Raw genomic sequence first — 13,236 nt, forward strand, 5'->3', positions numbered from 1 at the left:
GCCGACCTATCACTGTAAGCTTCCGCAAGGATGCGGATAATAGAGCTTTCAGGGAGGAAATATTTCATGATTATTAATCACAACATCGCAGCACTTAACACTCATCGTCAGTTATCAAGCGCTTCTGCTGGACAATCCAAATCAATGGAGAAACTAGCTTCGGGTCTTCGGATCAACCGTGCAGGCGACGATGCAGCAGGTCTTGCAATCTCTGAGAAGATGCGTGGACAGATTCGCGGTTTGGAACAAGCGTCACGTAACTCGCAGGATGGTATTTCATTAATCCAAACAGCTGAGGGCGCGCTAAACGAAACTCACGACATTCTTCAACGCATGAAAGAATTGGCTACACAAGCATCCAACGGAACGTACACAGAAACTGACCGTGGTGCAATCCAGTCCGAAATGAATGAATTGACTTCTGAAATTAACCGTATCGGTAACACGACTGAGTTTAATACACAGAACCTACTAAAAGGTAAAACAGCTCCAGCTGTTACGACTGCAGCAGCTACTACAACAGTAGCAGCAGGTGAAACCGGAGCAGCAGCAGGTGTGGTGTCTGACCTAACTACTGTAGCTAAGAGCGTAGTAGGTGTTAATTCCACTGCAACAGTTCAAGCATCTACTAGCGCTGCAACAGGTGTTTTGTCCGCTTTAACAGTAGACACAGCTAGTACTGCTGGACAAAAGGCAACTGTAACCGTTGCGAATGGAATTACTTTTGAAGCTGCTGCCGTAGGCAATACGCTTAACGGGAAAACGATTGAGATTGTACAAGGTGCAGCTGGTTCTACTTCCACTGCTGCCCTGGCAGGAAATACCTACACAATTACGATAGGTGCGGATGCTTCTGGTAATTCACTCGCAACAAATCGTGGGGAACTTTATAATGAGATCACTAACGGACTTGCAGCTGGAACAGGGACAGTTGCCTCTCCTACAGGACCAATTACAGCTTTCACTGCAAAAGTACCAACAAGCACTGAAACTACCCTTTCAAGCATTGCAACCTCAGGAACTCTTACAGGTGGTAAAGCTGAAGTTCTTGGCGATTTTTCATTCGATATTACCAAAGCCTTTGAAGAAGCAGGCGACACGATCACTATTGGCGGTAAGACATTTACTGGTGTAATTGGTGCAGCGAATGCAGCTAATGGTGAATTTGTAATTGCAGCTAACTCTACTACAGCCCCTACAGAGAATGCTCAAGCGGCATCCTTACTAGCTGCTATTCAAGCAGATGCAGACTTGAGTGCAAGATTTACAGCAACTGCTCCTGGTGCTGTGAACACAATAAAATTAGTAGAAAATACAGGTCAAGCAACAGGTGTTAATCTTGCAGCGCCTACAGCAGCAGGAAGCGGTACGAATGATAAGTTGACTATTACAAATGCTGGCGGTCAAAACCTGAAAACAGTTACTATTGTCCAGGGATCTTTAGCTGGTGCAACTGGTACAGCCGCTACAGCTACATCTACTGCAGGGGCTACAAATGGTTTAGTTTTAACAGCTGCGAATAATAATACTGAGTTAAATGGCGTTAAAATTTCTTTTAACATGACAAATACAGGTTCAGCCTCAGCATTAACATCGACTTGGGATGCTGAGACGCAAACATTGAATGTTACAGGTAATCTGGATAATACTGCTGCTAATACTGTTCAATCCGGATCGATTGCTACTGCAATTACTGCTGGCTTGACTGGCGCTGGTTTTAATTCAGGAACAATAACTGCATCAACTCCAATTACAGCGGCCGCAACTGGCGGTACACCAATTACAGGCACTATCTCATTTACTGGCGGTATAACAGCGCAAAACGCTGCTTCATTAACTGTTGATAGTAATAATGGTGATCTGACTATTTACTTGGCTTCCGACAATGCATCTGAGAATACTGCTGCCAAAATTGAAGCAGCAATCCAAGCTCTTGGTAATGTTGGCGGGCACGACTTCTCGAAGTACACAGCAACAGGTTCTGGTAGCTGGGATACAGCAACTGTTGGCAACAACATTGTTAAAGGTACAAGCACATTGGTAGGCGGAACTGAAGAGGTTAAAGGTAACTACACATTGAACATCGATCAAGCATTTGCAGCTGGTGACAATGTAGTTATTAAAGGTCAAGTATTTAAAGCTGTTGAAAGCGGCGCAGACTCTACTAAGGGTGAGTTCAACGTAAACAGCGGAAATACATCTTCTCAAGCATCCAGCTTGATTGATGCCATCAACCTTAACTCAAGCTTGAAAGACAGCTTCACTGCTTCCGCAACAGGTTCCACAATCAGTATCACTGAAAATGTTGCAACGGGCACTGACCTGAAAACGACTGATCTGAGTGTTAGTGCAACTGGTGTTAATGGACAATATTCCATTGATGCAAGTGAATTGTTGACTAATGGTGCATCGATCTCCATCGACGGTCAAACAATTACTGTTTCTGACAAAGATTCACACGTTGGTTACGATAACGGCACTGCAATTAAAGAAGCTGGCAGCTCTGCTGCCCAAACACAAGCATTGTCTGACGCTATCAACAAAAATGCTAGTCTAAACCAATTGTATACAGCTTCTGTATCAGCTGATGGCAAGCTGCAGTTGGATCAAAAAATTGGCAACACAACGGCTCCTAAAGTTGAATTAACGACTTCAACGAAAGGTGACTACTCTACTTCCTTCCAAGTAGGCGCGAACAGCGGACAATCTATTAACATCAACGTTGGCGACATGCGTTCCGAAGCACTTGCTATTTCTGGTGACGGTACGGCATCAACAGTTAAAGCGAAGGATGGTGCAGTCGCATCCTACGTAAGCACTGCCAATGTAACTGACGGTACATCCACAAAGAATGTTGAGTTCTCATTAGATCTATCAACTACTGAAAAGGCAACTGCTGCAATCAGCGTTCTAAGCGATGCAATTGAAGCGGTATCTGCTCAACGTTCCAAACTGGGTGCATTCCAGAACCGTCTGGAGCACACAATCAACAACTTGAACACATCTTCTGAAAACCTGACAGCGGCTGAATCCCGTATTCGTGACGTTGATATGGCTAAAGAAATGATGACTCAAACGAAGAACAGCATTCTTTCACAAGCGGCTCAAGCTATGCTTGCACAAGCAAACCAACAGCCACAAGGCGTGCTTCAATTGCTTCGTTAATATTAGTCTTACGAAAGGGGACTCTAGACTCTCTAGAGTCCCTTTTCTCATACCCTGAAATGAGGTAATGATATGGAAAAACATGTAGATGTCATGAAAAGGACAATTGAGCTGTCCGAAGGCTGCTTAGAAGCGTTAGAGCACATCACAGTCAGACTAAATGAGGGTGCTTTTGAAGAAACGATTCGATTGATGGATGACCTTGTGAATGGTTTCTACCAAATCGAAAAGTCATTGCAGGGGTTCATCTCTAAGCTTTCGGGCCATCAGCTGGAAGAGACTATGAATCAATTGCGTAATGCCATCGAACATGTTGTTTCTTCGTATGAGCAAGGGAATAGAGGGAAAGCCCTGGAGGGTATTCAGTTAAATTTACTCCCAAGCTTTAAGGGATTGAATGCTGAGTTGGAAGTTACATTTCGACCCTATATTTTGTCTTAAAACCTAATGGAAGCGGTGATCTAAATGGATATTGCAGCTTTATCAATGGCGATGAGTCACTCTAGTATCAAGCAGGATGCAAGCCTGGCAACGATGAAGATCGCCATGGATTCAGCCAATGGAAATGCGGCTAGTGTGGCAGATATGCTAGGTCAAGTAAAGGCTATGGAGCAATCTGTTCGGCCCTATTTGGGAAGTTCAATCGATATTAGAATATAGAGGTCTTAATATGGACCAATGCAGCTTATACCTCAAGACTTCTCAATGGAGAAGTCTTTTTTTATTGTAACTAAAAAGCTGTGTAGTTGTGGTAAAGGGAGAATCTCTTTTCCGCATACTCTAATGATTTAACATTATTTATCCGATAAATAAGTTAGAATATTATTATTGGGGGCGATTTGTGATGAATATCCATACATCGATCACTGGTACTAGCGGGCAGGCTGATCGCTTGGCATCAGGGAACAAATCAACAGAACCTACCATTACGAATATGCAGGGTACCGCAGCTCAGACTTCCATAAATTTATCTGCAATTACGAATATAGGTGAGCTAAAGCAGAGAGAACTGCGTGGTGAGCATTACACAGTAAGCGATGAACAAATAGTTAAAGCTATTGAACGGGCAATTAAGGCTGCTGAAGGAAAAACAACATCACTGGAATTTAATGTACACGAAAAGACTAAGATGATAGCCGTCAAAGTGTTGGACAGAGATTCCGGTCAAGTTATTCGCGAAATCCCTCCGGAAAAGACATTGGATTTTGTTGCAAAGCTCTGGGAGATGGCCGGTATATTAATTGACGAGAAGATATGAAGTATCACGTGGAAGGAGTGTAAGCTATGTCTATGCGTATCAGTGGTCTTGCATCCGGTATGAATACTGATGATATCATTAAGCAACTTATGAGTGCACAGCGGATTCCGATGGATAAGATGAAACAGAAGAAGCAGTTGCTTGAATGGAAACGTGATGATTACCGATCGATAAATAATAAAATTTTAGAATTTCGAAATGTAGCATTCGATATGAAATTACAATCGAGCTATTTAACGAAAAAGGTCACATCTTCACAGGAGAACATAGTCTCCGTAACAGCTAGTTCAGCTGCAAATGAAGGACAATATTCGATAAAAGTTGATCGATTGGCAAAGACTGCGGCATTCAACACGGGAGACTTGGCAGGTGATTCTGGTGATTCCAAAACTGTCGCTTCGTTGGGTTTAGTTGCAGATACACAATTGAAGATTAGTGGGGATAAAGGAACGGCTGCTATAGATGTGAAGATAACGAATACATTGGGTCAGCTGGTCACTGCGATTAATAATGAATCGTCCAAAACGGGAGTTAAAGTTACTTACGATTCCACGATGGATCGCTTGTTCTTTACATCTTCTAAAACGGGAGCATCCTCGAACATAAGTATGGAGCTCACGAATGGTGAGAACTTGAACTCCATTTTCAAAACTAGTGCTCTGGATGGTACTACTAGCTTTACATCAGAATCAGCTAAAATTAATGGTGGTTTAGTAGGAACAAAATCCTTTCAAATTAAGATGGACGGAAAAAATTATGACTATGATATAACAAGTTCAACAACAATTGGGCAGTTGGTTGATGAGATTAATGACAAGATGAAAGACGTAGGTGTGCAAGCCTACTTAAATGGAGAAGGGAAATTAGCCTTCTATAATAATGATGCGACGAAGCCATTATCATTTTCAGGGACAAACGGTCTGACTGCATCACTTGGATTAGTTTCACCTCAAACAAACAATCCGAAAATTGATGTTAAAGGTACAAGTGCACAGGTTCATGTTAACGGCGTTAAGGCAAAGTATGACTCTAATACTTTTTCCTTCGGAGGAATGACCTTTACTGCAACACAAACGAATGCAACAGCGGTTAATATATCTGTGACTCAAGATGTCGATAAAGTCGTTGAAACCGTTAAGAAATTTGTTGAGAAATATAACTCGCTTGTAGAAGAGGTTAATAAAGAATTGCTGGAAAAGAAAGAACGTGATTTCCAGCCGCTTACGGATGCTGAACGTGAAGAGTTAAGTGAAGACGAGATCAAGAAATGGGAAGAACGTGCCAGAAATGGAATGCTTGCAAACGACGGAATGTTGAAATCCGGTTTAAATTCACTCCGTCAAGTTTTTCTGGATTCGGTTAGCGGGCTACCAGAGGGACAATTACAAAACTTAGCCGATATCGGAATTTCAAACAGCAATATTACAGGTACTTCAATAACGGGTTCCTATGCGGACCGTGGTAAACTGTATATCGATGAAACAAAGCTTAAAAATGCTATCACAAATAATCCAGATGAAGTGATGGCTTTGTTTACGGCTGACGGGGCTACAGAGTCAAATGATGGCATCGCAACTCGTTTGCACAACAAGGTTGCAGAATTATTTAAACAAATCACGGATAAAGCAGGAACTTTAACAACGATTGAAACGAATTATTCAATGGGTATCGAAAGTAAGCGACTAGTCGATCAGATGGCTAATCTCACCAGGCGGTTAGAGAGAATGGAAACCCGCTACTACCAACAGTTCACTGCGATGGAAAAGTATATTAGTCAAATGAATTCCCAAAGCGCATGGCTAACACAGCAATTTAGCCTAGGAGGATAATAAATGCAATTACAACAATCGAACAAGTACCTTCAATCGACGGTTCAGACAACTACTCCGGCACAGCTTCTCATTATGTTAATTGACGGTGGAATTCGTTTTTGCCGTCAGGGTGTAGAAGCCATAAAGGAAAAAAGATACTCGGATGCGAATAAGTTCTTGTTGAAAACGCAGGACGTAATTAATGAATTCATTATTACGCTTGATCGGACATCTCCCATTGCTGAAAATTTGTTGCGATTATATGAATATTTCAATGCTAGGCTAGTTGAATCAAATATAAAAAAAGATGTGGTACCTGCCGAAGAGGTTCTAGGTCATCTCATTGAGCTGAAAGAAACATGGTTTCAAGCTGCCAAACAATACAATCAGTTAGCAGGACAAGCGAATGGAAGCACTTTTAAACCAACTCAATCAACTGTCGTCTGAGTTGATCGCGCGACTGGATAACAGCAAGCTTGAGGATATGGAGCGCTACATGCAGGAAAGAGAGATGTTATTTGCTGAACTGCAGCAATTACCACCTGTTCGCGAGCATGACACAGATACACGCGCTTTAGTCTTGCGTATAACAGAAATGGATGCCGTTATTAAAGGCAGAATGACGGTGCTGCGCAATGAGGCTAATCACGAGATCAACAAGATCAATATAGGCAAGCAATCAAAATCGAAGTATGATTCAGGCTCATACGGCGATGACAGTTTGTTTTTTGACACGAAACGATAAAATTTTACTAAAGCAAAGCATAATGGGCCACCTGCGGGTGGCTTTTTTGGATTAAAAATAACTAAAGTATCATCTCACCCCTAAATCGACATACGATGATTCGACACGATCCGCCAAGCCGTAAACCCTTGTCCCGTCTTGAATGAATTCGCTTACAACAAATTGTTTGACAATTCCGTGAAGTGGGTGTTATAGTCAAATTGTGGGTTATACGAAGCGATGCCTCACAGTATTTGAAGATGAAGGGAATGTTTGCACATGCAAGGTAAAGTGAAATGGTTTAACGCAGAGAAGGGTTATGGATTTATCGAGACTGATCAAGGCGGCGACGTATTCGTTCATTTCTCCGCGATCCAAACCGATGGTTTCAAAACGCTCGAAGAAGGTCAATCGGTTGAATTCGATATTGTTGAAGGCGCTCGTGGCCCACAAGCTGCTAACGTAGTCAAACTGTAATTATTGGCTGATCCAGCCACCCTATATAGGGATCATATTAGATTCGACTTACACCCAGCTCCGGACTTCCGGAGCTTTTTTCTTTGTTTTTTTTCATGGAAATTCCCCTCTCTCAAACCTCCTAGTACTATAGTACTCTTTTGTTTGAAAATTCAAAATAAACTAAAAACAATTTTACTCCGCCCACTGACATATGATATAATAAGCGCATGTAAAGGAGGAGTTCCACATGAATTACAACATTCGAGGTCAACACTTTCAAGTGACAGACGCATTGAGAGACTACGTCGAAAAGAAACTCAGCCGGCTGGACAAGTATTTTGAATCTCCAGTCGCCTCCGAAACAAATGTAACGTTATCCGTTACGAAAGGCAAACATACTGTAGAGGTAACCATTCCGCTCCCTGGCGTCATGCTTAGAGCCGAGGAGAAGAGCGAGGATATGTACGCTTCCATCGATGTGGTTGTGGACAAACTCGAACGACAAATTCGCAAACATAAAACGAAGGTCAACCGTAAATTCCGCCAAGGCAGCGGCGTTCGCGCCTTGTTCACGGATGAAGGCTCAGCGGTTGGCGTCATTGAAGAGGAAGATGAGCTGGAGCTTGTACGTACAAAGCGCTTCGCCTTGAAGCCGATGGACGTGGAGGAAGCGATTTTGCAAATGAATATGATAGGACATAGCTTTTTCGTATTTGCGAACATCGACAACAAAGAAGTAAGCGTTGTCTATAAGCGCAGCGACGGGAAATATGGATTAATTGAACAAGGCTAACCGCAATCATTACTTAATTCAGAGAGCCTTCTCTCCTTAATTTGGAGGGGGGCTTTTTCATTTACCCGGGTCCTCGTTGCGGCAAACTCGACAAACTGATACAATTTAATGCATTGAGGCGTCATTACGAAAGGGGAACATTATGCTCGGACTAGTGAAAAAGATATTCGGTGATCCAAACGAGCGCGAAGTAAAACGGCTCCAGCGGACGGTAGATGAAATAAATGCAATGGAATCAAAATTTACGGGATTATCTGATGAGGCGCTTCGCGCCAAAACGGATGAGTTTAAAGCAAGAATCGAAAAAGGCGAGACGATAGACAAGCTGCTTCCGGAAGCATTTGCAACGGTGAGAGAAGCATCGAAGCGTACGCTTGGCATGCGTCATTTTGATGTACAGCTGATGGGCGGCATGGTCCTCCACGAAGGCAAGATCGCCGAGATGAGAACGGGTGAAGGGAAGACACTCGTTGCAACGCTGCCGGTCTATTTGAACGCATTGCTTGGCAAAGGCGTGCATGTCGTTACGGTCAACAATTACTTGGCGCAGCGTGACAGCGAGCTGATGGGACAGCTGTACGGCTTCCTTGGCATGACCGTGGGCTGTAACCTGCATGGTCTATCCCATGATGAGAAGCAGGCTGCTTATGCCTGTGATATTACGTATGGTACGAATAATGAGTTTGGCTTCGACTACTTGCGTGATAATATGGTGCTTTACAAGGAACAAATGGTTCAGCGTCCGCTGCAATTCGCGATTATCGATGAGGTGGACTCCATTCTGGTCGATGAGGCGCGGACTCCGCTCATTATTTCCGGGCAAGCTGCGAAGTCGACGGAGCTGTATTTTGCTGCGGATCGTTTTATCAGCCGTATGAAGCCGGAAGAGGATTTCACGATTGATATCAAGCTGCGCAGCGTTATGCTGACAGAAGCAGGCGTGGAGAAAGCGGAGAAGGCGTTCCACATCGAGAATTTGTTTGATCATGCGAATGTGCTGCTTAACCATCATATTCAGCAAGCGCTGAAAGCTAACTTTATTATGAAACGCGATGTCGATTATGTGGTTGAGGATGACGAGGTCGTCATTGTCGACGAGTTTACCGGACGTCTCATGTCTGGACGCCGCTACAGCGACGGCTTGCACCAAGCGATTGAAGCGAAGGAGCAGCTGAAGGTTCAGAATGAGAGCATGACGCTCGCGACGATTACCTTCCAGAACTACTTCCGTATGTACCGCAAGCTGGCGGGTATGACCGGTACGGCAAAGACGGAGGAAGAAGAGTTCAAGCGGATCTATGGACTGGACGTTATTCAAGTGCCAACGAATCGTTCGATGATTCGTCAGGATATCGCGGATGTCGTCTATAAAACCGAAAGCGGCAAGTTTAAAGCGGTAGTGGAAGAAATCGTGCAGCGCCACAGCAAAAATCAACCGGTGCTCGTCGGTACGATTTCGATCGAAAATTCCGAGAAGCTTTCCGATATGCTGAAGCGCAAAGGGGTTCCGCATAAGGTATTGAATGCAAAGTTCCATGCCGAAGAAGCGGAAATCATCTCACGCGCAGGTCAAGCGGGATCGGTTACGATCGCGACGAACATGGCTGGGCGCGGTACGGATATTTTGCTGGGCGATACGGTTGCCGATATCGGCGGCTTGCATATTATCGGTACGGAGCGGCATGAGAGCCGACGGATTGATAATCAGCTTCGCGGTCGTGCCGGCCGTCAAGGCGATCCGGGCTCCTCGCAGTTTTATTTGTCGCTTGAGGATGAGCTAATGCGCCGCTTCGGTTCAGAGAATATTATGGGTATGATGGATCGGCTTGGCCTGGATGAGGATCAGCCTATCGAGAGCCGTATGATTTCACGGGCGATCGAGTCCGCACAGAAGCGCGTTGAGGGTAATAACTTCGACATTCGGAAGGTCGTCCTTCAATATGATGATGTGATGAACCAGCAGCGTGAGGTTATCTATAAGCAGCGCCGCGACATTCTTGGCTCGGAAAATATTCGCCAAGAGGTTATGGAGATGATCAAGCCGGTTATTGACCGAATTGTCGAAGCGCATTGCTCCGAGGATATTCCGGAGGAGTGGGATCTGCAGGCTGTCGTCGATTATGCGCATGCGACCTTCCTTCCAGAAGGGTCGCTGACGAAGGATGAGCTATGGGGCAAGGAAAAGGAAGAAATCATCGACTACCTTAACAATAAAGTCATTGGTTATTATGATGAGCGCGAGGCAGAGCTTGGGCCTGAAACGATGCGCGAGTTCGAGAAGGTCGTTGTGCTTCGGGCCGTAGACAGCAAGTGGATGGATCATATCGATGCGATGGATCAGCTTCGTCAAGGTATTCATTTGCGCGCTTACGGCGGTACTGACCCGCTGCGCGAATATCAATTTGAAGGCTTCGAAATGTTCAAGGAAATGATCGAGAATATTCAAGAGGAAGTTACGAAATATATTATGAAGGCGCGAGTCGAGAGCAACCTGGAGCGTCAAGAGGTGGCTCAAGGACAAACGACCACAACTAGCGGCGGCGGAGAAGCGCAGGAGAAACGTCCTGTGAAGCGCGATGAGCGCGTGGGCCGTAACGATGCTTGTCCATGCGGCAGCGGCAAGAAGTATAAGCAATGCCACGGCAAGTAAGGAGCAGTTCTTGCTGAGAGAGCATACGGTAATGAGAAGAATGACTATTTTGAGGTGAAGCGAACGCTATGATAGACATAACAGTGAAACAGGACCTGCGTGAAATGGCGAAGCGTCTCCAAGAACTCAGGGGGTCTCTTTGACTTAGATCTGAAGCAGGAGATCATTGCGAATTTTGAAGAGAAGATGACATTTCCTGATTTTTGGGACGATAATGAGAAAGCGCAAAGCGTTATTTCCGAGCTCAATGCGGTGAAGTCGGTTGTCGAGCATTACGACCGGCTGAACAACGAGCAGGAGGAGCTGCAGATGATGCTGGAGCTTGCGGAAGAGGAAAGCGATGAGTCGCTGGCAGCGGATGTTGTCAGCGGCGTTCAGGCGCTAATGAGCAAAGTTAGTGATTTTGAGCTTCAGCTGCTGCTCAATCAGCCTTATGACAAATTGAACGCCATTTTGGAGCTGCATCCGGGTGCAGGCGGCACCGAATCCCAGGATTGGGGCTTGATGCTGTACCGTATGTATACGCGCTGGGCGGAGAAGAGGGGCTTTAAGGTCGAGCTGCTCGATTATTTGCCGGGCGATGAGGCGGGTATCAAGAGCGTGACGATTTTGGTGAAAGGTTTCAATGCCTATGGTTATCTGAAAGCGGAGAAAGGCGTTCATAGGCTTGTGCGCATATCTCCATTCGACTCCGCGGGTCGTCGCCATACCTCATTTGCCTCATGCGATGTGATGCCGGAAATCGATGATGATATCGAGATCGAGATCAGATCCGAGGATTTGAAGGTGGATACGTACCGGGCCAGCGGAGCGGGCGGACAGCACGTGAATAAGACGGAGTCGGCGATTCGTATTACGCATATCCCATCGGGAATCGTTGTTGCTTGTCAGCAGGAGCGTTCGCAAATTCAGAACCGCGAGCGGGCGATGAAGATGCTCCGGTCGAAGCTGTATGAGCGGAAGATTGAAGAGCAGATGAAGCACCTTGCGGAAATTCGCGGCGAGCAATCCGACATTGCTTGGGGCAGCCAAATACGCTCCTACGTCTTCCATCCTTACAGCATGGTCAAGGATCACCGCACATCGGTGGAAACCGGCAATATCGGCGCGGTAATGGACGGAGATATCGATGCGTTTATCGATGGTTATTTGCGCCATCAGATTCGGCATGATTAATCAGTAAGTGACCAGTGAGTGACTGTTGATGAATAGCTTTGATGAAGAGTTCTTACACTGCCTAGGTGTGGAACTCTTCTTTTTGCGAATAGAGTAAATCGAGCTGGCACAGGCGAAGGAGATAGGATCGATGAAGGAAACACCGGAAAGAAGGAGAAAAGGCGGACGCAGGCTCAGTCCGCGGGCACTGTCCATTTGGAGTGTCGTTCAATTGCTGATCGGTTCTGTTATTGTTGCGATTAGCTTCAATATGTTTATGGTGCCAAATGGCATAGCCTCGGGAGGCGTGTCAGGCGTGTCTATTCTGGTGCAGCGCTTAACCGGACTTACGCCCGCGCTTACACAATGGGCCATCAATATTCCTCTTTTTCTAGCTGGACTATGGCTGCTCGGTAGACGCTTCGCCCTCAAAACGGCATTAGGCTCCATTCTGCTGCCGTTATTTGTGCTGCTGACGGATGGCTGGCCTTCACCGACCGATAATCCGCTGCTTGCCGCCATTTACGGCGGGATTGGCGTTGGTCTGGGGCTGGGTCTTGTGTTTCGCGGCGGCGGCTCCACGGGCGGCGTCGATCTGGCGGCGCAGATTTTGCACCGGTATACCGGTCTTCCGCTTAGCTTGGCTGTGGTTTGCTTTGACGGGCTGGTCATTGCTGCAGCCGGGTTCATCATTTCACCGGAAATTGCGCTGTATGCGCTTATCGGGCTGTTCGTCACGAGCAAGACGATCGACTTTGTGCAAAGCGGCCTTCAGCTGTCCAAGGTTGCCTTTATTATTAGCGATCATTCCGAGACTGTGGCCTCGGCCATATTACATGATCTTGACCGGGGCCTTACCAGATTGGACGGGCATGGCGGGTATACGGGCGCGGGACGGACGGTGCTTATGGTGGTCGTCGGGCAGAACGAGGTGGCGAAGCTGAAGCAGCTTGTGCGTGCGATTGATCCGGGTGCTTTTGTCATCATAAGCAATACGGCGGAGGTGCTTGGGCAAGGATTTAAGCTGGAGAGCTGAATGGTTTTCTTCCAAAAAAGAACGTCAAAAGTGCGTTGTATTATTATGAATTCGATTGTATAATAATACGGAACATTACGCATATTTCCATCAACTGCCGAATGCTGTACAATAATAAGTTGAAGATGTTGACAACCTTTCCACTGACGGAAAGAGCAATAGATGGAGCTGCAGCAGGCTTGCCA

Annotated in this window: 11 protein-coding genes and 2 pseudogenes; all 13 read left to right on the plus strand. The window is 45.7% G+C overall.

Features of this window, described 5'->3' with window-relative positions; translation table 11 throughout:
• Window positions 1-66 precede the first annotated feature (66 nt).
• Window positions 67-481 (plus strand): annotated as a pseudogene (locus tag ACO9K6_RS06145) (flagellin N-terminal helical domain-containing protein); the annotation flags it as partial.
• Between the two features lie 2,408 nt (window positions 482-2,889).
• A pseudogene (locus ACO9K6_RS06150) lies at window positions 2,890-3,165 on the plus strand (flagellin); the annotation flags it as partial.
• Window positions 3,166-3,237: 72 nt separating this feature from the next.
• Complete coding sequence (locus ACO9K6_RS06155) at window positions 3,238-3,606, plus strand: hypothetical protein (protein ID WP_424766657.1); 369 nt, start codon at window positions 3,238-3,240, stop codon at window positions 3,604-3,606.
• A 24-nt stretch (window positions 3,607-3,630) separates the two neighbouring features.
• Entirely contained in the window at window positions 3,631-3,825 is a 195-nt protein-coding gene (locus tag ACO9K6_RS06160) for a YjfB family protein (protein ID WP_424766658.1), read from the plus strand.
• Window positions 3,826-4,009: 184 nt separating this feature from the next.
• Window positions 4,010-4,423, plus strand: coding sequence for a flagellar protein FlaG (locus ACO9K6_RS06165; RefSeq protein WP_424766659.1), 414 nt, complete (start codon window positions 4,010-4,012; stop codon window positions 4,421-4,423).
• 26 nt (window positions 4,424-4,449) lie between these two features.
• Window positions 4,450-6,252, plus strand: a complete 1,803-nt coding sequence (gene fliD, locus ACO9K6_RS06170) for a flagellar filament capping protein FliD (protein ID WP_424766660.1) — start codon at window positions 4,450-4,452, stop codon at window positions 6,250-6,252.
• Between the two features lie 3 nt (window positions 6,253-6,255).
• On the plus strand, window positions 6,256-6,681 hold the full coding sequence (gene fliS, locus ACO9K6_RS06175) for a flagellar export chaperone FliS (protein WP_424766661.1): 426 nt from the start codon (window positions 6,256-6,258) through the stop codon (window positions 6,679-6,681).
• Window positions 6,641-6,979: a hypothetical protein gene (locus ACO9K6_RS06180; RefSeq protein WP_424766662.1), complete on the plus strand. Its 339-nt coding sequence runs from the start codon at window positions 6,641-6,643 to the stop codon at window positions 6,977-6,979. Before fliS ends, ACO9K6_RS06180 begins: the two co-directional genes overlap by 41 nt.
• Before the next feature lie 258 nt (window positions 6,980-7,237).
• On the plus strand, window positions 7,238-7,435 hold the full coding sequence (locus tag ACO9K6_RS06185) for a cold-shock protein (RefSeq protein ID WP_424766663.1): 198 nt from the start codon (window positions 7,238-7,240) through the stop codon (window positions 7,433-7,435).
• A gap of 229 nt (window positions 7,436-7,664) precedes the next feature.
• Window positions 7,665-8,210, plus strand: a complete 546-nt coding sequence (gene hpf / locus ACO9K6_RS06190) for a ribosome hibernation-promoting factor, HPF/YfiA family (protein WP_424766664.1) — start codon at window positions 7,665-7,667, stop codon at window positions 8,208-8,210.
• Window positions 8,211-8,352: 142 nt separating this feature from the next.
• Window positions 8,353-10,860: a preprotein translocase subunit SecA gene (secA, locus tag ACO9K6_RS06195; RefSeq protein WP_424766665.1), complete on the plus strand. Its 2,508-nt coding sequence runs from the start codon at window positions 8,353-8,355 to the stop codon at window positions 10,858-10,860.
• Between the two features lie 68 nt (window positions 10,861-10,928).
• Window positions 10,929-12,036, plus strand: a protein-coding gene (gene prfB / locus ACO9K6_RS06200; RefSeq protein WP_424766666.1) for a peptide chain release factor 2 whose coding sequence is annotated in 2 segments (ribosomal slippage) — window positions 10,929-11,000 and window positions 11,002-12,036 — 1,107 coding nt in all. Because the reading frame shifts where the segments join, the coding sequence is not laid out codon by codon here.
• Between the two features lie 130 nt (window positions 12,037-12,166).
• Window positions 12,167-13,051, plus strand: coding sequence for a YitT family protein (locus ACO9K6_RS06205; protein WP_424766667.1), 885 nt, complete (start codon window positions 12,167-12,169; stop codon window positions 13,049-13,051).
• Window positions 13,052-13,236: the final 185 nt, after the last annotated feature.

Origin of the sequence: Paenibacillus praedii (genome assembly GCF_049725345.1) — a bacterium.
In the GTDB taxonomy this organism is placed as follows: domain Bacteria; phylum Bacillota; class Bacilli; order Paenibacillales; family Paenibacillaceae; genus Pristimantibacillus.